The sequence below is a fragment of the Nostoc sp. KVJ3 genome (assembly GCF_026127265.1).
Lineage (GTDB): Bacteria > Cyanobacteriota > Cyanobacteriia > Cyanobacteriales > Nostocaceae > Nostoc.
Genome location: NZ_WWFG01000002.1, coordinates 1,695,456 through 1,720,751 on the forward strand (window position 1 = coordinate 1,695,456; position 25,296 = coordinate 1,720,751).

General features: G+C 42.1%; 26 protein-coding genes. 15 read left to right on the forward strand and 11 right to left on the reverse strand.

Going from position 1 to position 25,296, the window contains the following annotated elements; all coding sequences use genetic code 11:
• Positions 1-3: 3 nt before the first annotated feature.
• From GTQ43_RS23345 to GTQ43_RS23355, 3 genes are all read right to left on the reverse strand, one after another.
• The gene (locus GTQ43_RS23345) at positions 4-183 is read right to left on the reverse strand and encodes a histidine kinase (RefSeq protein ID WP_265275112.1); all 180 of its coding nucleotides are present in this window, start codon (positions 181-183) and stop codon (positions 4-6) included.
• Between the two features lie 3 nt (positions 184-186).
• Positions 187-1,932: a potassium-transporting ATPase subunit KdpA gene (kdpA, locus tag GTQ43_RS23350; RefSeq protein ID WP_265275113.1), complete on the reverse strand. Its 1,746-nt coding sequence runs from the start codon at positions 1,930-1,932 to the stop codon at positions 187-189.
• A gap of 348 nt (positions 1,933-2,280) precedes the next feature.
• Entirely contained in the window at positions 2,281-3,516 is a 1,236-nt protein-coding gene (locus GTQ43_RS23355) for an FIST N-terminal domain-containing protein (RefSeq protein ID WP_265276526.1), read from the reverse strand.
• Between the two features lie 369 nt (positions 3,517-3,885).
• Here GTQ43_RS23355 and GTQ43_RS23360 point away from each other — a divergent pair, with 369 nt between their 5' ends.
• The 10 genes from GTQ43_RS23360 (at position 3,886) to GTQ43_RS23405 (ending at position 11,821) form a co-directional block, all read left to right on the forward strand.
• Positions 3,886-4,131 (forward strand): Calvin cycle protein CP12, encoded by a 246-nt coding sequence (locus tag GTQ43_RS23360; RefSeq protein ID WP_265275114.1) that lies wholly within the window; start codon positions 3,886-3,888, stop codon positions 4,129-4,131.
• A gap of 402 nt (positions 4,132-4,533) precedes the next feature.
• On the forward strand, positions 4,534-5,130 hold the full coding sequence (locus GTQ43_RS23365) for a DUF3177 family protein (RefSeq protein ID WP_265275115.1): 597 nt from the start codon (positions 4,534-4,536) through the stop codon (positions 5,128-5,130).
• A gap of 34 nt (positions 5,131-5,164) precedes the next feature.
• Entirely contained in the window at positions 5,165-5,461 is a 297-nt protein-coding gene (locus GTQ43_RS23370) for a hypothetical protein (protein ID WP_265275116.1), read from the forward strand.
• Between the two features lie 63 nt (positions 5,462-5,524).
• Positions 5,525-5,713, forward strand: coding sequence for a DUF6888 family protein (locus tag GTQ43_RS23375; protein ID WP_265275117.1), 189 nt, complete (start codon positions 5,525-5,527; stop codon positions 5,711-5,713).
• Entirely contained in the window at positions 5,700-5,948 is a 249-nt protein-coding gene (locus GTQ43_RS23380; protein ID WP_265275118.1) for a DUF6887 family protein, read from the forward strand. Before GTQ43_RS23375 ends, GTQ43_RS23380 begins: the two co-directional genes overlap by 14 nt.
• A 136-nt stretch (positions 5,949-6,084) precedes the next feature.
• The gene (locus GTQ43_RS23385) at positions 6,085-7,146 is read left to right on the forward strand and encodes a lipase family protein (protein ID WP_265275119.1); all 1,062 of its coding nucleotides are present in this window, start codon (positions 6,085-6,087) and stop codon (positions 7,144-7,146) included.
• A 66-nt stretch (positions 7,147-7,212) separates the two neighbouring features.
• Entirely contained in the window at positions 7,213-7,587 is a 375-nt protein-coding gene (locus tag GTQ43_RS23390) for a DUF1304 domain-containing protein (RefSeq protein WP_265275120.1), read from the forward strand.
• Between the two features lie 233 nt (positions 7,588-7,820).
• Positions 7,821-8,936 (forward strand): cobalt-precorrin-5B (C(1))-methyltransferase CbiD, encoded by a 1,116-nt coding sequence (cbiD, locus tag GTQ43_RS23395; RefSeq protein WP_265275121.1) that lies wholly within the window; start codon positions 7,821-7,823, stop codon positions 8,934-8,936.
• Positions 8,937-9,160: 224 nt separating this feature from the next.
• The gene (gene guaA, locus GTQ43_RS23400) at positions 9,161-10,783 is read left to right on the forward strand and encodes a glutamine-hydrolyzing GMP synthase (RefSeq protein ID WP_265275122.1); all 1,623 of its coding nucleotides are present in this window, start codon (positions 9,161-9,163) and stop codon (positions 10,781-10,783) included.
• Between the two features lie 633 nt (positions 10,784-11,416).
• A complete protein-coding gene (locus GTQ43_RS23405; protein WP_265276527.1) occupies positions 11,417-11,821 on the forward strand; it encodes a response regulator in 405 nt (134 codons plus the stop codon).
• A 125-nt stretch (positions 11,822-11,946) separates the two neighbouring features.
• Here the strand turns inward: GTQ43_RS23405 and GTQ43_RS23410 are convergent, their stop codons facing one another.
• Positions 11,947-12,852 (reverse strand): cation diffusion facilitator family transporter, encoded by a 906-nt coding sequence (locus tag GTQ43_RS23410; protein ID WP_265275123.1) that lies wholly within the window; start codon positions 12,850-12,852, stop codon positions 11,947-11,949.
• Between the two features lie 620 nt (positions 12,853-13,472).
• Between GTQ43_RS23410 and GTQ43_RS23415 the strand changes: the two genes are divergently transcribed.
• The gene (locus GTQ43_RS23415; protein WP_265275124.1) at positions 13,473-14,219 is read left to right on the forward strand and encodes a 3-oxoacyl-ACP reductase family protein; all 747 of its coding nucleotides are present in this window, start codon (positions 13,473-13,475) and stop codon (positions 14,217-14,219) included.
• A gap of 171 nt (positions 14,220-14,390) precedes the next feature.
• Positions 14,391-14,744: a hypothetical protein gene (locus GTQ43_RS23420; RefSeq protein ID WP_265275125.1), complete on the forward strand. Its 354-nt coding sequence runs from the start codon at positions 14,391-14,393 to the stop codon at positions 14,742-14,744.
• Between the two features lie 472 nt (positions 14,745-15,216).
• Here the strand turns inward: GTQ43_RS23420 and GTQ43_RS23425 are convergent, their stop codons facing one another.
• The 3 genes from GTQ43_RS23425 to GTQ43_RS23435 all read right to left on the reverse strand — a co-directional run bounded on the left by GTQ43_RS23425 (position 15,217) and on the right by GTQ43_RS23435 (position 16,964).
• Positions 15,217-15,453 (reverse strand): DUF4327 family protein, encoded by a 237-nt coding sequence (locus tag GTQ43_RS23425; protein ID WP_094332736.1) that lies wholly within the window; start codon positions 15,451-15,453, stop codon positions 15,217-15,219.
• Between the two features lie 768 nt (positions 15,454-16,221).
• Positions 16,222-16,641, reverse strand: a complete 420-nt coding sequence (gene rbfA / locus GTQ43_RS23430) for a 30S ribosome-binding factor RbfA (protein ID WP_265275126.1) — start codon at positions 16,639-16,641, stop codon at positions 16,222-16,224.
• A 116-nt stretch (positions 16,642-16,757) separates the two neighbouring features.
• Complete coding sequence (locus GTQ43_RS23435) at positions 16,758-16,964, reverse strand: DUF751 family protein (protein WP_265275127.1); 207 nt, start codon at positions 16,962-16,964, stop codon at positions 16,758-16,760.
• A gap of 165 nt (positions 16,965-17,129) precedes the next feature.
• Here GTQ43_RS23435 and GTQ43_RS23440 point away from each other — a divergent pair, with 165 nt between their 5' ends.
• Complete coding sequence (locus tag GTQ43_RS23440) at positions 17,130-17,987, forward strand: DNA adenine methylase (protein WP_265275128.1); 858 nt, start codon at positions 17,130-17,132, stop codon at positions 17,985-17,987.
• On the opposite strand, the gene GTQ43_RS23445 is transcribed toward GTQ43_RS23440, so the two are convergent.
• The 3 genes from GTQ43_RS23445 to GTQ43_RS23455 all read right to left on the reverse strand — a co-directional run bounded on the left by GTQ43_RS23445 (position 17,959) and on the right by GTQ43_RS23455 (position 21,080).
• Positions 17,959-18,435 carry a PD-(D/E)XK nuclease superfamily protein gene (locus GTQ43_RS23445; protein ID WP_265275129.1) on the reverse strand — a complete coding sequence of 159 codons (477 nt, stop codon included), beginning with the start codon at positions 18,433-18,435 and terminating at the stop codon, positions 17,959-17,961. The genes GTQ43_RS23440 and GTQ43_RS23445 overlap by 29 nt on opposite strands.
• Before the next feature lie 368 nt (positions 18,436-18,803).
• The gene (locus GTQ43_RS23450; RefSeq protein ID WP_265275130.1) at positions 18,804-20,024 is read right to left on the reverse strand and encodes a HetZ-related protein; all 1,221 of its coding nucleotides are present in this window, start codon (positions 20,022-20,024) and stop codon (positions 18,804-18,806) included.
• A gap of 396 nt (positions 20,025-20,420) precedes the next feature.
• Positions 20,421-21,080, reverse strand: coding sequence for an L-threonylcarbamoyladenylate synthase (locus GTQ43_RS23455; RefSeq protein WP_265275131.1), 660 nt, complete (start codon positions 21,078-21,080; stop codon positions 20,421-20,423).
• A 113-nt stretch (positions 21,081-21,193) separates the two neighbouring features.
• On the opposite strand from GTQ43_RS23455, the gene larC reads away from it, so the two are divergent.
• Positions 21,194-22,480, forward strand: a complete 1,287-nt coding sequence (gene larC, locus GTQ43_RS23460; protein ID WP_265275132.1) for a nickel pincer cofactor biosynthesis protein LarC — start codon at positions 21,194-21,196, stop codon at positions 22,478-22,480.
• Between the two features lie 190 nt (positions 22,481-22,670).
• Entirely contained in the window at positions 22,671-23,186 is a 516-nt protein-coding gene (locus GTQ43_RS23465) for a hypothetical protein (protein WP_265275133.1), read from the forward strand.
• A gap of 216 nt (positions 23,187-23,402) precedes the next feature.
• Here GTQ43_RS23465 and GTQ43_RS23470 read toward each other — a convergent pair whose 3' ends face one another.
• Positions 23,403-25,061 (reverse strand): NAD(P)H-hydrate dehydratase, encoded by a 1,659-nt coding sequence (locus GTQ43_RS23470; RefSeq protein ID WP_265275134.1) that lies wholly within the window; start codon positions 25,059-25,061, stop codon positions 23,403-23,405.
• Positions 25,062-25,296 lie beyond the last annotated feature (235 nt).

Genomic DNA, 25,296 nt, shown 5'->3' on the forward strand with positions numbered 1-25,296 from the left:
ACATTAAATTAATTCGTAATTCGTAATTCGTAATTCGTAATTGAGAATGGGGAATGGGGCATTGGGAATAGGGCATTGGGCATTGGGCATGGGGCATTGGGCATTAGTTCTTGATTCTTTCTCCCCCTCTGCTTCCCCTGCTCCCCCTGCTCCCCCTGCTCCCTCATCATCCTCACTCCCCACTCCCTACCCAATACCTTTGGCGATAAAAAAGGCTTCTGCTATGGGCCCTAATGCCAGCACTGGGAAGAATGTGAGTGCGCCCAAGATTAAAATCACACCTGCGGTAACGCCTGTAAATAGTCCGGTATCGGTTCGCAATGTCCCAGTGGTGTAAGGAACAGCTTGCTTGCGAGACATGCTATCTGCTAATAACAGCAAACCTAAAATTGGGACATAGCGGCCAGCGAGTAAACTGAAGCAGGTACTCAAGTTCCACCACAAAGCGGTTACAGTTGTTTTTGTCCCTGTAGCGATCGCTAACGGAGAAGGTTGTGAATCGCCTAAACCTTCAAACCCTGAGCCGTTATTGGCAGCAGCTGAGGCATATTCGTAAATCACTTGAGAAAAGCCATGAAAGCCGGGATTGCTAATCCCTGCCAATTGGTCAGGAAAAGCTAAGGCGATTCCCCCCGGAATTAAAATGGCGATGGGGTGAACTAGCAAAATTAGGAAGCTAGCAAGTACGACTTCCCGCTTTTCAATTTTGCGTCCCAAAAATTCTGGCGTGCGTCCCACCATCAAACCTGTAACGAATACCGCCAGGATGCTGTAGGCAAACAAGTAAGCTGTTCCAGTGCCCTGTCCACCCCACATAATTTGGAGGAACATATTAGAGAGAAAAATAAAACCACCTGCGGGCATGAAGGAGTCGTGGAAACTGTTGACTGCGCCGCACATGGTTCCGGTTGTACTTACCGCAAATAATACCGATTCTGCCCAACCAAACCGGACTTCTTTACCCTCTAGGTTCGGTTGCTGACTGCCCAAAAGTGTATTTACAGCCGGATTGCCGTTGTATTCGCCAATCGCAGTCACAATCAGAAATCCGAGAAAAATAACACCGACCATACCATAGAGTAACCACGCTTGTTTGGTGTTATTGGCAAACAAACCGTATGTATAGATCAAAGACGTGGGAATGGAAAGCATTGCCACGATCTGAATTAAATTAGTAAATCCACTGGGATTTTCAAAGGGGTGGGCTGAGTTGATGGCGAAAAAGCCACCGCCGTTTTCCCCCAATTGCTTGATAATTTCAAAGTGGGCAACAGGGCCACGAGCGATCGCCTGACTAATATTCGGATCTTCCAAGGTCGGAAATACAGCTACACCCGCCAGAGTTTCGGGAACGCCAGCAGCGATCATCACAATCCCGCCCACAATACAAATAGGCAGCAAAATTCGGGTAATCGAGCGAATTAGGTCTACATAAAAGTTACCTAACGATCTACCCGTCAATCCCCGAATAAAAGCAATTCCTACCGCCAAACCAGTGCCAGCAGAGGTAAACATGTGATAACCCAGTCCCCACATTTGGCTAGCGTAGCTGAGGTAGGTTTCACCAGAATAGTGCTGCTGGTTGGTATTAGTAATAAAGGAAATGGTAGTATGCAGTGTTGTATCCCAAGTTGGGGCATTTATTCCTGTGGGATTAAGGGGTAGCCATCCCTGATTCATGATGATAAAGAAAAGTAGCAACCCCATTACTACGTTGCTGTATATGATTGCTCGCCCATACTGCCAGCCCGTCATATTTTCTTTGCTGGTAACGCCAACCAAGGCGTAAAGCAGTCGCTCAATCGGGTTCAAAACTGGGTCAAGAAAAGTCCTTTCTTCTAGGTAGACACGCGCCATGTAGCGCCCAAAGAAAGGAGTGATCGCTACTATAATTAGTAGTGTTAATGTAATTTGAATCCATCCTTGTAGCATTGGATTATTTCAACTCCGACATGAATAAATTTCAGATGAATATCAGATATTTGCTAGTTTCAAATCAGAAAAAATAATCATTTATATTGCCATTATTATTAGTTAACCTATAACTATGCGCTTTCTGAGTCAATCATCGAGCTTTTTGTCAAAGAATACAAGGTATAAATTAATATTTAAACTAGCCTACATTATAAATATATTTATATGTATACAAATATTCAAGAAGTTTATCTTGATATATATCTGCAAATATAGAAAGACAGTTAAATCATTCGTGAAAAATTAAATCCCCGACTTCTTTAAGAAGTCGGGGATCTGGACACCGCGAAAAGTTAGCAGTCTAATTCATAACTGATTTTGACGACAAATTCCAAATGCGGAAGTATAGGCGTGTAAAAAGGTTCTGCCACCAACAGGGCCGATTTCACCACTACAGAAAAAGCCACCAACAGGAATATCGCTAAGGTAACGGCGAAATAGTTCAGAATCAAAGTTGGGCTTGCCATATAGTCCTTCACCTCGCCCCAGACAAGAAAACATTAAGGCAGCGACGGCAGAGGGTTCAGATTCTCGTTTATTTTGATAACTTTGCAGGAGTAATTCTAGGTCTTCAGCCGAGGCTTGGGCATCGCGGAGGTGGAATTGCAGCCTTTGACCGGGACGAATGCGATCGCCAATTGCGATCGCCCCAGCTGTTGGATCGACTCCAAGAATACCACGAATTAAAAAGTCTCCTGGCTGCAAAGCCAGCTTAAACTCATCCATTGCCACACCAACAAACAGAGAGTGCTGTGCTAAAGTTCGTTCGTGTTCGCTGAGACTGGCTATCAAATCTCGCAACACCACTAGCGGCACTTGCTCATCTAACTCTAAGATGATGTTGCGATCGGCTTTTGTAATTTGCAATGGTTTGCCAATCGGTCGGCATCCTTGGGCGACAATCGTTTCCAAAACAATATTGCCAGTCAAAGCTATCCCAACAGTGCCCTCACGATACAGGCTTTGGCATTCCTCGCCATCAGCCTCACTACAAAATAGAGCAACACGACCACCCATACCCCCGCCACTAGCTTGTCCTCCCACTATCACCGATCCGGGATAAGCAAAATCCAACCCCTGCAATAAATCGTTGATTCCAGAGGCGAAAGAACTAGACAGCAAAATAAACTGGGGTGTCGGTGATGCTGGCACACCAATCAAATCCACCCAAGCATCAGGAGAACTATCTAAATCAGGTAATTCTTCGGCAACAACATGAAAAACTTGAACCTTTACCCCTGGAAGATGTGCTAAAGTCAAGCTGATAGCAGGTTCAGCTTCTAGTTCTTGGATTTCTTGGTTAACTGTCGTCCCAATTACACCTCCACCACTACAGCCAATTAGCACTGGTACAGAAAGTTTTTCAGTTAACAACGGTAACAATCGGGAATACTCACTCGTAAAAGCAGACGAAATGAATACCAGTCCTAGATCCGCAGGTGCTTTTAAGGATGAGACAGCTTGTTCCACCACATCTGTAACGGCGGCTTCTAAAGAATGACGGGTTGATAGGGCGTTTGCCCACTGCATTTGGTCTGCCATGAGTTTTGAGCTTCTTTCTCTTTTTGGGCTAGTAGGTTTTGATTGTTTATTTTGGGAAGAATTGCATCCTCCAAGAATTAGTGCCAGTCTTTTATCTCCTCCATCCCAAGAAATTGGGGTTGTCATTCCCTAATAGATGCATCTAAATATATTGTATGATTGTTTATCTATGGTACTGATTCCACAAAATCTTAAAAAATAGAGATGAATGCATTACAGATGCGTCAGTTTAGTGTATTGGTTATAAATCAATAGGCTAAAGTACTAACTTATGAACTGAATGGTTAGAATAGTTAGTAATCAAGCTAAAATCTGCCATTCCTAAACTTTTCTATACTAGTATTAACAACACACAACGAGACTAAAGCAATGACTAACATCCAAGAAACAGCAAAGAGCGACATCCAAGAAAAAATTCAAGAAGAAGTAGAACAAGCGCGTACTGTATGTGACATTAACGGTAGCAGTTCACCAGAGTGTGCTGCTGCTTGGGATGCAGTAGAAGAATTGCAAGCTGAAGCTTCCCACAAGCGCCAAAGCAAGCCAAAAAATTCTCTAGAACAGTATTGTGATGACAACCCAGATGCAATTGAATGCCGAGTTTATGACGACTAGAAATTTAAATAAGTGAATTTTCTATTCGTTTGTCACCAAGCAACCAGGATTTACTTACGAGCCATTCGCTTATATCCTCCGCATAAATGACGGGGGCTTTACGCTTCACGGCTCGTAATAGCTTTTCCAAAAATCTTTGCAACAAATGATTTTGCTGTAGGGGCGTACATCTGTATGCCCCTACAAACGTGTTTATAGCATAAATTGTGTGAAATGGTATGAGTTGGGTAGCCACTTGCTTCCACCAAGAAGTTAGAGCGCAGTCTTGAGGCTAGATTTTGTGCTTTGATTAAACTGTTTGTAATATAGATAGACTACTAGCTAGCTAATAGCTTACAGTTTTGTGAGTTATGGATACTTGCTCTTAGTTAGAAATGTTTTATTTATCGTTTGAGAAAAACTATGGACTATGATATTTGGTTTCGCCCTTTCGTCTGGATTGATTACCGACTAGCAGTATTATTCCTGGTAATTATTCCGCTAATTCTTCTGATTTGGGCATTTGTGCAAAAAGTAGAAGGTATACAACGCTTATTGACTATATACTGGCGAGTATCAAGCCTAGTGGCAATCACGATTTACTTAATGATTGCCCAGTATCCTGTTAGCTTTATCTCTGGATTGATGGCTCAGATTTTGATCGTAGTTTCGCTGTGGTTCTGGGTGGATATCAACGATGAAATTGAGTATCAAACCAGTGGCGCTTTGAAATTTCTTTTCACCTCTTGGCGCTGGGCGACAACTGTTTATTGTTTTTTGGGTACACTAGCGTTTATCCCATTTTTGGGTTGTGCTTTTTCTGCCAGCGTGATGAAGACTGCTTATTGTCGCGTTTGGTTCGAGGTTCCGTTGTTATTTAAAGAATATTTTCATGCTAATAGCAAAGTTGAGTTCTTAGGTTTTCTTGGCATAACTAGTTTAGTAATTTATGTGGTTTACTTAAGTTATTTTGTTCTGATTAAACTGGGCAAACAGGGACGTTCAGCCTCACCACAATAACTGTCGCTATGTCACATACCCCTACTGTAAAAAAATGAATTCCATTGGTAAGCGACTAGAACAATACACCGCTAAACGCCCCAAAGAAGTCTTGATTGTAATAGTGGAAATTGCTGATGAGCAAGATACAATTGCTATTTTCAAAGGCTTTTCTAGTTCTTTGATGCGCCCAACGGCATTTGATGCAGATGTACCAGTTCTGCCAGTTGGGGCAAACATCCTCAACATTGACCGAGTAGCCAGTCCTTACAATCCTGAAGCACCCCGTTATATTCAACAAGGACTCTCTTGGGAAGCTATGGAAACTCTATTATCAGAAGTAGAAGTCTAACTATTTAATTGAGCAGTTATGCGGAACTGCTAAAATGGGCAGATGGTGGTGTAATTAACTAAAATGCCTACTGCTGCTCAAGTAGCAAGTTTGTATCGTATTAGTTATCAACTGACGTACATCATGCTTCAGCCCACATATCTCATTTGTGTTGATAATCGGACTCGTAATGTATACATTCTTGCTGGGTATGACGAAGAGATTGAATTCCAGATTTTACCCAACGGAGAGTTGTCTGATGAGCCGAATTAATTACGATTTAATGTCTGATGTTGAATTGAAACAGTATTTTCTCAAGCATCGGGGAGATCAAGCTGCTTTTCAAGCATACTTGGACAGGATTAATCAGCGTCCGCGTAGGATTGTCGCAAGCCCCAACGATCCCGATTTTGATGAGAAGGTTCAAGCAGCGATTCGCCAAAAGCTAGAAGCCGCTAGAAGCAGTAGTCAGCATAATACTGCGTCTGAGCAGACTGACCAAGAGTGAATTCGTAATTCGTAATTTTGTTTGCGGAAACGTTGACTTTCAGATTGTTGATGGAACTTTTTGGAGATATAACCGAGAGAACACCTTTAGAGTGCGATAATAAAAATTGCCTTAGATTGCTACAGAGGTGAAACTAATGACTTCTTTATCGAATTCAAATGAACCACTTGAACGGGTAGATATAGCTCTTTTTGATTCACGATATGAAGGATTTGATGCTTCTGTAGCTCAAGAGCTAGCAGAATTACTTCAAAAAGCATATAAGCAGTTTGATCAGTTTGTTGCTGACGAAAAAGCAAAGAAGCCGCTTGTGCAAAGAAGCAAACTACAGCTTGGTGGAAATTACCAGTTGAGGAGTGAGCTTTACGAGAACGGTATCCCCTTTGGTTTTGTTGCTTCTAAAGCCAGCAGTAATGATGTATTTGTCGTTTTTCGTGGCACAAAAACTTTTGCTGAGTGGTTTAAAGATGCCAATATTCCGCTTGTTTCCTATAGTGACGGCAAAAATCGAGAAGGGAATATTTTGAGAGTGGTTGGGGAATCAATACAACTAATCGAGTCTCCAATTTTGATTCCAAACACTAATGGTTTTGGTCGTGTAACGGTAGGTTTTAGGCAAATATACACCGCCTTACGCCAAGCGATGATTGACGCACTTAACCTCTGTGATAAAGATTCCCGGATTTTTGTAACAGGACACAGCCTTGGTGGTGCATTAGCAACTTTAGCGCTTCCAGATATTCTCACTAACACCCAATTTAATAAGCTTAGAGAAGTTACTTTATATACTTTTGCCAGTCCCCGATGTGGAGACAGAGAATTTGCTATTAAGTTTCAAGACATAGGTATAAGGCATTGGAGAATTGCTAATACTGAAGATTTTGTAACGATGATTCCGTTTCCTACAGGAAATATTTTCAAAGCAACAAGAGCATTACCCCCAGATCAAGAAGAGCTAGCAATTGGGGATGGAGAAGTGACCTCAAAAATAGATAAACCAAGAAATCCAAATCCACTTTTTGGTTTCTTTGAGGCAATGTATAACCGAAGCGGGGAAATATATAACAATCGAAAAAGAAGGATGCCAGATTACGTGCATACAGGCACACCAGTTTGTTTTACGATTCATGCAGCCGCTTTAGAACAGCACCATAATTTAGAAGAAATTTATATGCGTGGAATCTTGAGATTTAAGTAGAGTTTCTTCACTGCAAGATTATATTGTGAGGGAAGGGTAATTTCTAGGTTACGGAGGAATCTTGTAGTGCAAATCATTGCCACTATCAGCGTTATATTTGTTGCGGTCGTGCATATTATTATCTCAGTAGTAGAAATATTTTTGTGGGGAAATCCTTTTGTTCATCAAAGGCTTGGATTTACAGCCGACGGTGCAGAGCTAGTGGCTCCAATTGTTAAAAATGCAGGACTATATAACAGCTTTATTGCCGCTGGCTTAATCTGGGGAGCATTTGCTAAAAGCGATTTCCTATCAGTTCGGGTCTTCTTTCTGGTATGTGTTGTGATTGCAGGTATCTTTGGCGCATTAACTCTAAAAAAGACAACTTTTGTACTTCAGACACTTCCTGCATCCATTGCGTTGATTTTTGTTTGGTTGGCTTTTATTGAAGCCAAGGGATAAGTCTAACAAAACGAGTAGAGACAAAGATGAGAAGCAGTGCAGTCTAACAACCTTATTTCAACGGACGGTATAAATATCTCGGTAGTGAGGCAAAGGTTAACATCTGCCGATGAACATGATCGTTACCTTTAAGCAAGCAAGCCACAGTTCTGTCTAAATTGCCATCTAAAACTGTCTTCTCTATGAGAGGGCGAACGATTTTGAAGAATTATTTTAACTTTTGAATTTACAAAATGTCCCGTTCTGGATACACACTTCCCGTTTTTGCCTGCGCTGCTGCTGTTGCAGCTTTACATTGGTTACGCGATCGCAAACCCCTAACTTTTGCCTCTATAGATTTGATTGAACCCGCTCAAATCGCCGAAATCCCAATTGAACAGGTAGCAGGGCTATCTGAGAATACAGCTTTAGCAATAACTCGCAGCGATCCTGGTGATAATCTCGATTTGACTAAAAATACACCGATTTGGGCATTGGTGGAATGGCGAGAACAGGGTGATGATGCTGTAATTATTAAAGGTGGCGAAGGGATTGGTAGGCAATTAAATGCTGATGACAAACCTGCTATTTATGCTTACGCTCAAAGGCTCTTAAAAGAAAACTTACAACGGCTGCTAGCACCTGGGGAAAAAATCACGGTGACGATTATTCTACCTGAAGGGCGATCGCTAGCTGTTCGGACTTCAAATTCTGCTTTTGGTGTGGTTGAAGGACTTTCGCTTTTAGGCACAACTGGTATTTCTCAACCCTTAAGTACACCCGATCAGCTTGCAGTTTTTCGGGGGGAATTACAAAATAAAGCTAGTCGTTTTGAGAGTTTAGTATTCTGTATCGGCGAGAATGGCCTAGATTTGGCGCGTAAACTAGGGATTAATCCTGAACAATTGGTCAAAACTGCTAACTGGCTTGGCCCAATGTTAGTAGAAGCTGATGTGCTAGGCGTGAAAGAAATCTTATTATTTGGCTATCACGGGAAACTGATGAAGTTGGCGGGGGGAATTTTTCACACTCATCACTACTTGGCTGATGGAAGGCGAGAAATTTTGGCAGCGCACTGTGCGATCGCAGGTTTAAAATCACCTGATATCCAAGTTGTGTTTAATAGTGCTACCGCCGAAGCAGCCTTAACATACCTAAAATCGCTTGATGCTGCAACCGGTAGTGATTGGGTAAATCAAGTTTACAATGCGATCGCAGAAACCATTGATGTTCGTTCTCAAGAATACATTCAAAGCCATAGCGAAAAGGGCACAGCAGTTACAGTCTGTGGCTCGATTCTGTTTGATCGCGATCGCAAAATTATCGTGAAGAGTAAAACTGCTGGTCTGTTAATGGGAAAATTATGTTAATTTATTATGAATAATCGTAAACAATTCAAATAAATAATCTTTTAAGTAACCACTCTAGGGTAAGTTTATCGTTCTAATACCATCTCCGACTACCGGACTAGACAAACGCACATAACCTCGCGTTTGTCTAGGGCTTCTATACCATTATCAACCTAACCAGGCTGAATAATAGCATCACCATAGACCACAAAGCATCTACCCTTAGCAGATATAACACTCCCGTCATGAATACAGCGGTGACTCTACCAACTGAACAAGCGCCCCAAACATTGGAAAATGTTGGGCGGCTCAATCGCCAATTGATTGTAATTCTAGACTTCGGCTCTCAATATTCTGAATTGATTGCCCGTCGCATCCGCGAGACTCAAGTATACTCTGAAGTTTTATCCTATCGCACTACTTCGGAACAATTACGCCAACTAAATCCCAAGGGAATCATCCTCTCTGGTGGGCCGAGTTCGGTTTATGGTGATAACGCTCCCCATTGTCACCCAGAAATCTGGAATTTGGGAATACCCGTCTTGGGTGTTTGCTATGGGATGCAGCTAATGGTAAACCAACTCGGTGGGGAAGTGGCAAAGGCTGACCGAGGTGAGTACGGCAAAGCATCATTATATATTGACGATCCCACAGATTTGCTAACTAATGTTGAAGATGGCACTACCATGTGGATGAGTCACGGAGACTCTGTTACCCAAATGCCATCAGGGTTTGAATTGCTGGCACATACAGAAAATACCCCCTGTGCTGCGATCGCCGATCACGAAAGGAAACTTTACGGGGTTCAATTCCATCCAGAGGTGGTGCATTCTCTTGGCGGAATTGCATTAATCCGTAATTTTGTCTATCATATCTGCGATTGCGAACCGACTTGGACAACTGCGGCTTTTGTTGAAGAGGCGATTCGGGAAATTCGCACCAGAGTTGGTGAGAAGCGGGTGCTATTGGCGCTGTCTGGGGGAGTTGATTCTTCAACCCTGGCGTTCTTGCTCTATAAAGCCATTGGTGAACAACTAACTTGCGTCTTTATCGATCAAGGCTTTATGCGAAAGTATGAGCCGGAGCGATTGGTAAAGCTGTTCCAAGAGCAGTTTCACATTCCTGTAGAGTATGTAAATGCCCGCGATCGCTTTTTAGCTAAGGTTGCTGGTGTTACAGATCCTGAAGAAAAACGCCGCCGCATTGGACATGAGTTTATCAATGTATTTGAGGAAACCTCCAAGCGCCTCGGTCACTTTGACTATCTGGCTCAAGGGACTCTTTACCCAGATGTGATCGAATCTGCTGATACTAACGCTGATCCCCAAACTGGTGAGCGGGTAGCGGTGAAAATTAAGAGTCATCACAATGTTGGCGGTTTGCCCAAAGACCTAAGATTTAAATTGGTGGAACCACTGCGGAAACTATTTAAAGATGAAGTCCGCAAAGTTGGGCGTTCCATCGGTTTACCAGAAGAAATTGTCCAACGACAACCTTTTCCTGGTCCTGGTTTGGCAATTCGCATTCTGGGCGAAGTGACATCCGATCGGTTAAATATTTTGCGCGATGCTGATTTGATTGTGCGGCAAGAAATTAACCAACGCGGTATGTATCATGATTTTTGGCAAGCATTTGCTGTATTGCTACCAATTCGTAGTGTTGGCGTTATGGGCGATCAACGTACTTACGCTTACCCCATCGTCTTGCGGATTGTCACCAGTGAAGATGGCATGACTGCTGATTGGGCAAGAGTGCCTTACGATGTCCTGGAAGTGATTTCCACGCGAATTGTGAATGAGGTGAAAGGGGTGAATCGGGTGGTTTATGACATCACATCTAAGCCGCCTGGAACCATTGAATGGGAGTAATCAAATTCATCACCGAATTTTGGATTTTGGATTAAAAGATTCAAAATTCAAAATTTTTTATATCTCTTTAATTATTGCTCCTTCCCTCTTCTCTGCAAGATGCTCTGTGTTCACGTAGTCTCTTGTAGAGAAGGCGTACTTGGCGGTTTGTTTAAAATTCAGTGCATCTTTATAGCGAATTGGTATTAGTAATAAAACAGTAACTAATTAGCAAAATGATTCGTTGAACTCTAAGAGGTTGTTTGAAAAGTTTTTTTGTATACGCCCAACCCTTGGAGATCCCCCTAAATCCCCCTTAAAAAGGGGGACTTTGATTCCGGTTCCCCCCTTAAAAAGGGGGGGTAGGGGGGATCTCCAAGTGCCTAAAATCACAGCTAACTACTTTTCAAACAACCTCTAACTATTCGTTAAAGTGAATCTTTTAAATGTAAATAAATTTAAACATAAACATAATTTTATCTAGTCGAGAATTATAAATGCCAGGGAATAATTAACCATCAGGTTGGGCAAATTGAGTTATTGTCTAGAAAAGTAGGCGCGATCGCAGTAAAATTACCAATGGTGTGGTTACAGAGAAAAAACCAGCATCTCATTAGAAATAATTTTCATTTAATCAACGTTAATGGAGATGTTATGGAACCTGCTCTGCCCCTTGCTGGCTTAAACATCCTCGTAGTTGATGATGATGACGATAGCCGCTTTTACATTACCACCGTGTTAGAAGCTGATGGAGCAAGTATCATGGCAGTTGCATCGGCGGCGGTAGCATTGAAAGTACTACCTGAGTTACAGCCAGATGTTTTAATTTGTGATATTGCTATGCCTGGTGAAGATGGCTACACCCTCATTCGTAAAATCCGGGCGCTGAATCCTGATATTTTGGGAAGAATCCCTGCGATCGCCTTAACTGCTTATGGCGATAGCGAGTATCGTAGCCGTGCGCTAGAAGCGGGCTTTCAGACTCATGTGGCTAAACCAGTTGATCCGGGAGAACTAGTTGCGATCGTCGCTAATTTGCTTGCTTCTTATAAGAGTTAATACAGAAATGCTGTTATTTGTCGGTGGTCATTTCTTCTTTGCCTTACATAGCGGTTCCCATTCAAATGTGGTACAACATCATCTCGTAAGGTGTAGGGGCAATTCATGAATTGCCCCTACTGGTGTTAGTTCGCTCCAGTCTCAAAGCTAATTTGCTCAGACTTATATGCTGGTGGCTCGATGTGAATTAAAATCCTGACTGGACGGAACTTTTCTTCTAATCGGCTTTCTACTTCTTCGGTGATGTGGTGGGCAGTTTCTACGTCTGGTGCATCTACTATTAAATGCATTTCAATGAACACTTGACGACCAAGAACACCGCGAGAAGCGATCGCATGACAGTTAATTACACCTGGAACAGAGGTAGCAATCGCATGAATTACTTCTGGTGCGATCGCCATTTGATCTACAAGCCAAGGCAAGTTCTCTTTTAAAACTGACCAACCACTCCAAAATACCAACAACGCGACAGGAAAAGCTAACACCAGATCCATCCATTGATAACCTAACCAAACTCCGATCAAGCCAGCAATTACAGAGATTGTCACCCAAATGTCGCTCATGGTATGCGTAGCGTCAGCGATCAGAATCGAGCTACCTACCCGCTTACCTACAGCACGTTCATAAAACGCCACAAAAATATTCACACCCAGGACAATTAGTAATAACCACAACTCAGGGGGTGATATTCTCACAGGTTCACCACCACCTTTGAGAATTCGCTCCATTGCTCCTTGCAAAATTTCAAAACAGGCTATTCCTAAAAATGAGGCAATTCCTAAAGCTCCCACAGCTTCAAACTTGCCGTGTCCGTAGGGATGCTCGCGATCGGGTTGTGGAGAAGAAAATTTACTCGCAATTAATCCTAAAACGTTGTTGGCGCTATCTGTCACACTATGCAAGGCATCAGCTAGCAAACTCAAGGAACCTGTCCAGTAACCCACAACTGCTTTCAATCCCAGTACAAACAGATTGAGTAGTAAGGTAATAATTAAAACCTTTCGCACTTCGGCGCGGTTATCGTAAATCATGAATAATTTATTACATCAAGTTCTATGACTTCTAATGTAAAACTTAAAACATAAATAAACACAAATCAAATGTATCAAAGTCTTACGCAGTAAGAATTAAGTCTCTCTATAGGAGCTATATTTTATACTGTTTTATTGAGATTATTTATAACTAACAACAGCTACAAGGTTTATAGCTATTAGTAATGCCTTGACAGATAACAGCGTATTTTTAGCATTAATTCCAGGAATATTTTAATTAATTAATTTTGTTATTCATATATCCAGCCAGTCCAAACCGAATTGTATTCAAAGATATTATGACGACCATTAGCACTCTGTACTAACTCAGGATAAATTACGAGCTTAGGAAGTTTTATTTACTACCTTATAAAAATGATGAAGCTTACGCTTTATTTATCAAATTGTCAATATTTGAGTAGTGAAATCAAAAAACACTTACAGGTTTTGGAATAATTAGTAAATCTATAGGTAAGTTTTCACGTTCTCCTTCTAAAAGTAAATTCACAAGCCAGAGAATGGGTGAACATTTGATACTCTTATGAGTTTGAGTAAGAACTTGAGCAATATAATTCCAAAGGTCAATTTTCCTCAGACGACAAGTTTCAACCACGAATACTATGAATACTAAAAAACTTACAGGTAAGGTGGCATTGGTAACAGGCGGCTCACGCGGTCTAGGAGCAGCGATCGCTAAACGTCTCGCAGACGATGGTGCAACTGTCGCCCTCACCTACACTAGTTCGCCACAAAAAGCCGACGAGGTGGTGCTTGCCATTGAAGCAGCAGGTGGCAAAGCCTTGGCAATACGCGCCGATAGTGCCGACGTTGAAGCGGTGAAAAACGCTGTTGCCGAGACAGTCAAAGTCTTTGGTCGTCTTGACATCCTCGTGAACAATGCGGGGGTCGCCACTTTGGCCCCAATTGACCAATTCTCAATGGATGATTTTGATCGGTTGATCGCAGTTAACGTTAAGGGTGTCTTTGTGGCAACTCAGGAGGCTGTCCGCCACATGGATGAAGGCGGACGGATCGTGATGATTGGCAGCGTCAACAGTGATATCATGCCTTTTGCTGGCGGCTCCGTTTACGCTTTGACCAAAGGAGCGATCGCCAGTTTCACACGCGGTCTTGCTCGCGATCTCGGCCCTCGTGGCATCACTGTGAACAATATCCAACCTGGCCCGGTAGACACCGACATGAATCCGGCGGAAGGCCCTTTTGCCGAGACTATGAAAAGTATGATTGCCTTGCAACGCTATGGACGAAGCGAAGAAGTTGCCGATATGGTTTCCTATCTCGCTAGTGCAGAAGCCGGTTTCATCACCGGTGCAAGCCTGAAGATTGATGGCGGCTTTGCAGCCTGATAGAGCAGAACCAAGAAAAGTCCGATCGTGTAAATCTGTCTGGCGACGATACCAGCGCCAAGGCTGGGGGCACATCCTGAAAAAAGTTGGCTTCACCGCCGTCGATCTCGGCGGCTTGGTCTCTTCTTCCGGTAAGATTAGTACTTATCAATAAGCTTTAATAAAAAACTTATGTCTTCAATTCCTCTAACATTGAACCTAATTGAAGGTTCTGTCTCCTTCAGTTTTTCACCCCAAGCAGCACGAGAATTAAAGACAGCGACAGATCAACTCATGGATCGCCTGAAAGCTGTCGCCGCTAAACCCACTCCTGGCGGCGGTAGAGTGACTCCCCAGCCTCCAATGGAATATCGTTATACAGGTGAAGTATTTTTAGAGATTTTCTGTAATCCTAATATTTGGCCAACGCCTTTTGCAGCCAAAGTTTTACTAACTGTCCGCAATATCAACATTCGCTTGACTACTGAAGCTGAACTTACTCGTATTATTGAAGATATTAATCAATATTTAGAGCAAGTTGGATAATAGTTCAATAATTTTTCTATGATTTTCGAGATTTTTTAACAAATAATCTTATACAAATTTGGGATTTTGCGAAAATTCTCTTTATTGTCGCAACTGGTGTCGGTTAGCCCGACTTAGAAAACTTCTCAAAACGAGTTTTGGCTTCGAAAAGCAGGTAATGCTATGAATTGCGAGTCAAAAGTGAAGTTCCTACACTTATATCAGACAGATCAATGTAGGAGCTTCACCGAATCTACACACCAGACTCAAGCTTTCGCATCAAAAAAATGCTTCTGATGCCTTCTTTAACTTGAGAATTTGTCTAAATTCAGACTCCAATACTTTTGTGTTAATGAAAGACGCAAGATTCTATATGGGGCAATGCCGATCGAAAACCAGAGATTATCCCCCAGATTGGGCGTAGGATCGTTGACTGTGAGATCCACACATCGAAAATAAACTCCCAATCCCAAACCCGAAATCAAACATTGATTTAGTCGTTGTCCCACTGTTCGCGACCAATTAGGTCGCCAATGCGATCGCGTAACAAAAAGTCACATTTCTCTAATTCACATTCAACGCAAACCCACTCTCTGGCTGGAATATATTGGCAGAGGCTATATATTGGCTGTTGTCGGCTAACCATTCCCTTTTGCACGAGTCGGCGTGCTTCGTCTTGAATCAGATCGAGAGAGTAGTAATTGATAGAAGGCACCGTATTCACACTCATGTTTTTTACTCACAAATTAACACTTACGATAGTGTTCCCGTTAATAATTAGGAACAAACATTACAGAAATTAGACTTGTGGCTAGGATTTTGTAGTTTGCTATACGGAACTATTTTTATTTTGACGCTACATCTCCTGAAATTATCTCAAGAAATGTTAAGAAAGTCAACGAATCCTGACATTTGTCGAAAATCCGCTTCACAAAAAAAATTCCGAGTAGTTAACTTAACCTGCTATGGCGGCTGTATGATTTTTATGCAATAAGTCTGAAAGTATTGCCATTAGTGTATTTAGGCAATATCTAGTGGATGGGAAGAATTCATATTACGTAGGCGTAGCCCAACCTAGGCATCCTTTACATATCAAATAATCACCTTAAAGTCGGATATAGAACTGCTGCTATTTATCTAAGGGTAAACAACACAAGAATATTTGTCAGACAGTAGGGTATAAACTGTTGCAAAACATAACGGCTAAAGTACACTACGAAGGCTTTTACCCCGGCATCTGTTAACAATTTCTTAAGTAAAGCCACAACTACTTAGTTATTTCCAGCACTAATATCACACAGCTTTCTTTTGATAAGCATCTGTAGAAGGGTGGAGTAATGCTGATTCGTAATTTGAAGGAAGTAGGAGGTAGGCGACTAGCGATCGCTGAAGTTGGTTATGGTTACATTAAAACAGACGCGATCTAGTCACGTCTGTAAACGGTTTGGCGGATTTGCTGAGATTAATTGTTCTGAAGTTACATTGTTATTTAAGTTACTTATTCACTAAATGATTCATCATCTCGATCTGTGCTGTCTTCTACTGCTAACAGATTTTCTGGCGGGCGCTCATGGTTAAGCTGGCTTAGTAGTGCCAGTACCTTGTTACCGCGTTCTATGGAGCGATCTTCGAGAAAGATTACCTCTGGTGTACGACGTAGGCGTACCCGCGCCCCAAGTTCACTACGGACGTAACCTGTGGCTGACTTTAAGCCGGCCATTGTTTCTACCTTAGCTTCATCTGTACCATAGATACTGACGTAGATTTTGGCGTGTTGGAGATCGCCAGAAACATCAACATCAGTAACACTTACCATTCCTGTACCCACACGGTCATCCTTAATGCCGTTGAGCAGCATTTGGCTAACTTCCCGTTTGATCAATTCAGCAACGCGGGAAACCCGGCGATTTGTAGCCATAAAAATTTCGCCTCCTGACAGAGGTTGTACGACAAAAACATAGATGTAGACAGTACTTAGCGGAAGCAACGCCAAGAGTAACCATCTGTGGGGCATAGCCCCGATATAGCGCTAGTCTAGATTGCACTCAAACCCAGCATTGCCCGTAGGGTGAAGGTAAGGAAGACTAGGCTGCTTACAAATAAACCCAAGAGGGCAATCAAGGTAACTGGGCGCTTCAACAGTGGCACTAACGGCTCAAAGGTGTTCAAAAACAGCCCTAAGACGATCGTAATTAAGTACCGGGGGTAGCGAAAGACGTTATCCCAAAATCCGTCAAACATTTGAATCTAAACTGCCTTGTTATATACTTACGTTTGTTTTGATATGCTTTATCCACTCAATTGTAATCTATGCAGCCGGAAAATTAGCCAGCTAATATAAAATATGGTTCGTCGGTTATATTGGCTTTATTTAGTCACGATTATTTTTAGTTAAATCGCAAGTAAATGGTAATTCAAATCTCCAAAGAAACTAGCCCGCGTCCCTTTTTGAAGTGGGCAGGGGGTAAAAGTAGGTTAATACAGCAATATATTCCTTATTTTCCCAAGAGTTATAAAAATTACTATGAGCCATTCTTAGGCGGCGGTGCTGTTTTTTTCTATCTGCAACCAACCACTGCAATTTTAACTGATATAAATGCCGAATTAATTAATACTTATTGTTGTGTTAGAGATCGTGTTGATGAATTAATTGCCCTATTAAAAGAGCATAAAATCCAACATAATAAAGATTATTATTATAGTATCCGAAACAACTACAGTGGAACTGATATAGAAAAAGCGGCTCGTTTAATTTATCTTAATAAGACTTGTTTTAATGGTCTTTATCGAGTCAACTCACAGGGAAAGTTCAATGTGCCTCTAGGCAGATATGAAAATCCTAATATTTGTTCTGAGGTTTTACTAAGAACAGCCTCAGAAGCACTTAAACGTGCAGAAATTAAACAAGCAGATTTTACAGAAATCCTAAATCATGCTAATAGTAGCGATGACTTTGTATTTTTTGATCCGCCCTACCATCCTATTAGTGACACTAGCTATTTCACCGCTTATAGTCAAAATTGTTTTAGTAAAAAAGACCAAGAAATTTTAAGAGATATTTGTGCAGAGTTGGCAAGTCGTGATGTTAAAGTTATTGTGTGTAATTCTGATAGTGAATTTGTTAGAAATATTTATAGAGATATCAATTTTGAAACCTACAAAATCAAAGCAGCCCGATCAATTAACTCCAATATAAAAAATAGAGGCGTGGTTGACGAACTCCTAATTACATCTTTTAAAGATTTTTATTTGCCCAAGCAATAAATCTATCTAAGCTATAAACTGCTAATAAATTATGGTTATCATTAACTCTTGCTTTTAGCCATTTGCTTGCGCCTTCTCGCATTCCTTCACCGCCTAAAATGACGATAGTTGGTGCAGGGTAATAGTTCTGGATGTTCATGTTCAAGTAAGGAAACTTTTCATCGACAGAACCAGGGCTTTCTTGCCATTTGCACTCGAAAATTAAACCAGATGGCATTGCAGGTGAGCCAACAACATAAAAATCAACTTTCAGATCGGTATGATAAATTCCAGTTCCAATATAAACTTCTTTTCCATAACGTTTTGGTAATAAAGCAGCATTTAGTATAAATTCTTTTGAGACATAGTTCCCGACTTGGAAATAATTATGTCCATTTAAGATTGCTTCAACATTTCCTTCTAAAATATTCCCAGATTTATTTGCCCGTCCGCCTTGAGTCAGAGCCATCCTAAATCCTTCTGCCAAAAGTCCTACTAATTACAGGATTTCACAGAAACAGTAAAAAAGGGCCAGTTGCTTAATATGAATTTTTTATTTTGACTAAATAAGGTTGGATTAATGGGTAGAAAATCTGAAAGTATTGGTAGTTTTGTACTATTTAAATACAAATGTATTAATGATTTGGATAAGGAACGAGTTAGTAATTCAGATAGGAGTTATTTGTGGAAGATCGTGGGGAATTGAGGGGTGAAATTTAAACGCAAAGGGGCGCAGAGGCACGCAAAGAATTTTTGTATTTAGTGTATGAGCTAAATGCGTGCTTCATATCCCAGTTATAAGCTTCGATAATGTCTTTTAGTTATTTCACCTTAGCTTCAACCGGTCTGTGCCTCAGTATGACCATTGCGGATAGACCATGCTAGTTCTAAGAGTTGAGTCCAGCGCTTTTGTAACTGTTTGGGGGTGCATTTGATGGTTTTAGCGATCGCTTGATCGTTTTGCCTTGCAGTTTTTAATTGTAAAATTTGCTGTTGCTGTTCTGTGAGTTGATTTACAAAGATTTCCCACTGCTGGGAAGATAAACCCAATTTTTGCTCTAAACCTGCACCTAACCATTGATGTACTAGTTGCCAATGGTGTTGCTTGGCAAACTTTTCTACGTGGTATTTAAAGCGTTGTTGGAGATAATCGCGCTGACGGCTGGTTAAACCGAGAATTTGGTCAATTTCTGGGGCTGAGAGGTCTTGAAGTTTCAAGCTAAGGTAGTTCATACAATCAGATTGTCCTTGAGACTCCAGATATTTCATCAACTCAGTGATGACGCGATCGCGTTCTGACTCTTCAGATGGATCAAAATTAGTTTGGGCAATCATCTGCGATCGCAGTTGTTGCACCGCTGAGTTACGCTGGTAAGATTCTGCTTCTTCACCCTTAGCTGACTCTACCGCCATTTCAATATCCACGGTAGTCTCTTGGGGTTGACGACGAGCAAAACCTTGGGCGCGTAAGATAATTAATTGTTGATTTGCACCACCAGGTAAATTGATGCGACGTTTGGCGTACTGTTCTGTAAAGGCCATATATTCAGCTAATTGCAGCTGAGTACGCGGCGTATGATCGTTAGGTAGTTCGTTTTCTCTGCGGAAAGCTTTGATAGCTTCGATATAAAATGCTTGTAAAAAATCTTCAATTAGGCTGTAACGAGCATCAAAGCCCAACTCCGAGCCAGATATAGTTACATGGCGGTAAACCATAGCACCCAAATTACTATGTAATTCCACCCGCCCTTGTTTGGAACCTAGTTGGTAGTAGCGTAAGCACTTTTGCATCCGATGCCTTCCTAGCGTAATCTGCCAGGATTTGATTTCTCCAGATGTTTGGATACGCGAGCTTTTGTCACAAATGCGTTCTACTTCTATGGCTATGCGGTTGGCTAAAGCTTCTACGCATCTGGGCGCTGCTTTCACTTGTGCTTGCATTTCCTGACACAGCAATTCAATTAAGGTTTCGCTGCTGCTGTCTGAAAATTCTTCGGTCGAAAGGTGGTTATCAAAAATGGGTGTAGAGTTTGGTAGATTAACGACGTTAGTTTTCATGACTTTTCCAGGGAGTAGTATTGCACCGTAATTACAACGCAGACACAGCAATCAAGGCTAGCCTTGGCTTGTGAATCTTCGGGCATTCATCAATTAAGACTTGCCCCATATAATGCTTACATCTAAAGCTCATATATAAAACTGTAGGAAATACGAGAGAGTTGTAGTTATGGCAATGTGTCGGTTTTTTCACAAGCCACCAAATCGACGCGGGGAAATAAGTACCCACCATTTTCTCAAAGTTGTCAAATCCCTTGCTCTACCGACTTTTACCACCATCCTGTTATCGCATCTGTGTCTGTCGTAGACATCGCTTTGAAATATGACAATTTAAAAACTGGAGTCACTTCGATCGCAATTTCCGAAACGGAGAGGTGTGCCTGTGAAGTCTCATTTTTATACCCATGCTGCTGCTGCTTCCCAACCTAAACCCCTCCGTATAATTTCTGCTTCGTCTCCCGTCATATCCAAAATCGTAGATACTTCATAAGTAGGTTCTTCGCCAGTGTCTACAATTATGTCTACCAACTTGTCTAAACGGTCAAATAGCTCTACCCGCGACTGAACAGTTTCTGGATCTATCCGAATCATGCCATTATCTGCTTCATCTGCTGGCAGATGTGCCGAAGTTGAAATAATCGGATTGCCCAAGGCTGCCAGCAACTCCAAACACACAGTATGGTTTGGGACTCTAATTCCGGTACTTTTCCGCTTAGGGCTTTGTACCAATCGCGGTACTAATTTAGTTGCTGGGAGCAAAAACGTGTATGGCCCTGGAATCAAGCGTTTCATAATCCGATAGGCTGTGTCATTTACGAAGGCATAAGTTGCCACATTTGAAAGTGAGGGACATAAAAATGTCAGTGGTTTATCATTTGCTAGCTGTTTTATTTGCCGCACTCGTTCTACCGCCGACTTAGCATTCAAATCACAACCGATCGCATAAACTGTATCAGTAGGATAAAGCATGACTGCGCCACTAAAAAGCGCCGACTTTATTTCCTCTATTCGACGAATTTGAGGATTATCCGGATGAACTGGGAAAATTTTTGCCATAGAGGGATTGGGGAGTGGGGAGGGGGGAGATGAGGGAGCAGGGGGAGAAGAATTAATAACCAATGCCCCATGCCCAATGACTAATGACTAATGACCAATAACTAAAATTTATTATGAATAAAATTGCTTATCTTCAATGTCCGACAGGAATTTCTGGTGATATGTGCCTGGGTGCTTTGGTAAGTTTGGGTGTTCCTGTGGAGTATTTAATTGAAAAACTCAATGGGTTGGGTATTGAACAGGAATATCAGTTAAGGGCAGAATTTGTCCAACGGAATGGTCAACAGGCGACTAAAGTCCATGTGGATTTAGTACACGATCATCATCACCATCACGACCACGATCGCGAACATAGTCACCATCACACACGCCACTTACCAGAAATAGAGCAGATGATTCTCAAAGCTGGGTTGCCATCATCGGCAGAAGCTTGGAGTTTGGCGGTATTCCGACAGCTAGCAGTGGCAGAAGGGGCGGTGCATGGAATTTCCCCTGAAAAAGTTCATTTTCATGAAGTGGGCGCTATAGATGCGATTGTAGATATTGTGGGTACTTGTCTGGGTTTGGATTGGCTGGGGATTGACAGTAATGACGAAGGATGGCCTTTACTTTACTGCTCGGCATTTCCGACTGGTGGCGGTACTGTTCGGGCTGCACATGGTCAAATGGCAGTACCAGTACCAGCTGTATTAAAGCTGTGGGAAATGCGGAGTTGTCCAGTTTATAGTAATGGTATTGATAGAGAACTGGTGACACCAACAGGAGCCGCGATCGCTACTACTTTGGTAAAAGATTTTGGATCGCCACCCGCGATCGCTATCAAGCAGGTAGGACTGGGAGCAGGAACCATAAATTTACCCATTCCCAATATTCTACGCCTCTGGCTGGGTGAAAGTACAAGTTTCCAGTCAAATTTCAGTGATTCTGAAGATAGTAGCTCAAATTTAGAAACCATCTCCGTACTAGAAACCCAAATTGATGATTTAAATCCTCAAGCGATCGGCTATGTGTTTGAGGCATTGTTTGCTGCTGGTGCGGTGGATGTTTTTACCCAAGCGATCGCAATGAAAAAGTCCCGTCCAGGGATTTTACTGACTGTGATTTGTCATCCAGAAAATTTACTCAGTTGTGAAGCGGTTATATTCCGCGAAACTACAACTTTGGGCATTCGGCGAACAACTCAGCAACGCGCCATTTTACAACGAGAAATTCAACAAGTGGAAATTGAATATGGCAAAGTGCGCGTCAAGATAGCATGGAAAGGAGAATCACCAGAAAAAGTTATTACTAATGTGCAGCCAGAATATGAAGATTGTGCAGAGTTAGCCCGAAAACATAATATTCCCTGGCGGGAAATTCAACGGTTGGCTCTACAGCGTTGGTATTTGGTCAATGGCTAAAGTTTGTGGTTAGTAATACTGAATAATGTCATTAACACGTTACAGAAGTTCAGCTAAAAATCTTTCTAAAGACGGATGAATGCTTAAAGTAAAGGGTATGTAAATCCTCGGTAAAGAATAGTATTTTGCTTTGTTTAAAGAATATACCTATGGTAGTGTACTTATGTATAATTACTGAGCTATCAATCAAGTGTACAGTATAGAACACTCTAGTACTCCAATACTAAAAAACTTATTCTTTAAAGGTTTAGCTGCTATAGCCTTAGCTGGTATTACATTCTCAGCATCTAACACACCTGCCTCAGCTGTATCAGTAATTGATGATAATCCAGGTTCTAGTTTACCATTATTAGGTAGTGAAGGTATATCTGATGACGTACAAGAAGCAGTTGCCTTCACACTACCTACAGGTAATAATTATCGCTTTACTGATGTAGCACTGAGTCAAAAAACTTACTTTGCAGAAACAGATCCTATAGTTGAGATTGTTAACAGCACACCTACTGGTGTTGCAAGTGTTGGGAAAAATATAACTGTTTCAAATGGGTTTCCTTTTACTAACCCAACCCCATCTTTTGACATTGATGTAACACAAGTACCAGAACCAACACTACTCCATGAACCTAATACATTACCAGGATTATTTGTATTCGCTGGATTTGGATTATTACTATGTAGAAAGAACAAGAAAGAGATGAAAGTGTAACAAGTAGTAGGTAGTAAATTTGTGGCAACGGGACGGGGTGCAATACTGCGTAGGTTTTGGAATTTCTTGGTTGAGGCAAGGTGTTCTTGAGCAGGGGGAGAAATACAGGCTGGCGTTGAGTTTTTGCCTCCCCTGCCTCCCCTGCCTCTGTTGACCTATGTACAGCAACCATTAACCTGTACTGCTGTTACCAAAAATTAATCACGAGGGAATTGACTAGCTTAGAGCTTTCACCAAATATTGTGTCAATGTAAACGCATCTACACCCAATTGGGTACGCTCTTGGGCGGCTATTATACCCGCTTGGGAATGCCACCAAGCAGCAGTTGCCACAATATCTTCTACAGGAATCTGTTTAGTTGCTGCTTGTGCCAACAATCCACCCAGTAGCCCAGTTAACACGTCACCGCTACCGCCACGCGCCAGGGCGGGTGTGCTTTCAGGGACGATCCAAACGGCACCTTGAGGGTTTGCGATCGCAGTTCTTGCCCCTTTCAACAACACCACTGCCCCACTTTGTGCTGCTGCTTGCTGTACTGCTTTCACCCTGTCATTTTTGGCATCAGGGACATCAGGAAACAGTCGCTGGAATTCGCCAGTGTGGGGTGTGAGTACGGTTACGGCAAGACGTTTTTTTAAAGTGGCGATCGCTCCCATTTGTGCGAGGATATTTAAACCATCGGCATCGAGAATTAAAGGGCGATCGCTCTTAATTACCTCTTGGACAATGGGAGTAGCATCTCGTGTTAAACCAGGGCCACAAGCGATCGCATTAAAGGAACTCAGATCGGTGTTTTCTGGTAATTGTAAGTGAGCAATGGCTCCACTTTCCGTCTCTGGACAACCGACAATTAGCGCTTCTGGCAAGTGTGACACCAAAAGAGATTTCAACGATTCGGGTACGGCAATGGAAAGCATTCCCACACCACTAGCCCTAGCACCCAAACCAGTTAAAATTGCTCCACCGGCATAGCGCTGCGAACCACAAATTAACAGTAAATGTCCTTCCTGATATTTGTGGGTAACTGGTGGACGAGGTAGGGGTAGAGTAGCGAGTGCCATTGCTGGCGTAATGCGTTTAATCCTGGGTGCGTCTTTTAACACAGCTTCTACATCAGCTAAAGGAATATCAAAATCGATTAACTCAGCTTTGCCGAGATACTCCAGCGCCCGATCTTGGAAGAAAGCTAGTTTCCATAAACCTAAACAAAAAGTATGAGTAGCGCGAATGGCAGTTCCTAATACTTCACCTGTGTTGGTATGTAAACCTGAAGGTAAATCGATACTATAAATTGGCACAGATAATTCATTTAGCTGATTAATTGCAGAGGCGATGGGATCGGTGAGGTTTTTTTCTAAACCAAACCCAAACAAACCATCAATCAACAAATCAGAATCTGGTAGTTGCTCAATTGTTTGATAAATTGGAATGCCCAAACTTTGAGCATATTGCAAATGTTGCGAAGTTAATTCCTTAAGCTTAGAGAAAGGAGAATAAATCCAAACCTCATCCCCGCGAAAGTATAATTCACGGGCTACTACTAAAGCATCCGCGCCATTATGACCGGGGCCAACAAGAATTCCGACACGATATCCCCTTTTTAAAGAGATGTTTGAAGGAACATAGCCCCCCTTATTAAGGGAAGCCAGCGCGGTCTTCTCCCAAGGGGAGACGCTAAGGGCGATGGGATCTCCCCAAGTGGAGCGACTGGCGTGGGTTGGGGGGATCTCTTGAATGCGACGAGCAATTAATCCCGCCACCTTTTCCATCAAAGCTACTACAGGCATTCCCGCAGCAAAGATGCGATCTTCAATATCGCGCATCTGTCCAGCAGTCACTACCACTTGCGAAATTTTTTCTTGCCTATTCTGCATTAGATTTATTCTCGTTAAGGGTAGCGGGGCCTTTAGAGGATGTTTTAAAAGTCCTCTGGTCGGTAGCAAAAAGTTTTAAATCCCCTGTTATTTCGGCGTGTCCATAACACACCCTACGAAACTACTAGAAGAGTTGAAACCTATACTGGTCATACTTGTGTGTACACCGTAGCCTTATAAAGGGGAGGAAACCGGATTTTCTGTTTCCACCCAATACATCGGGGGGATTAAGGGG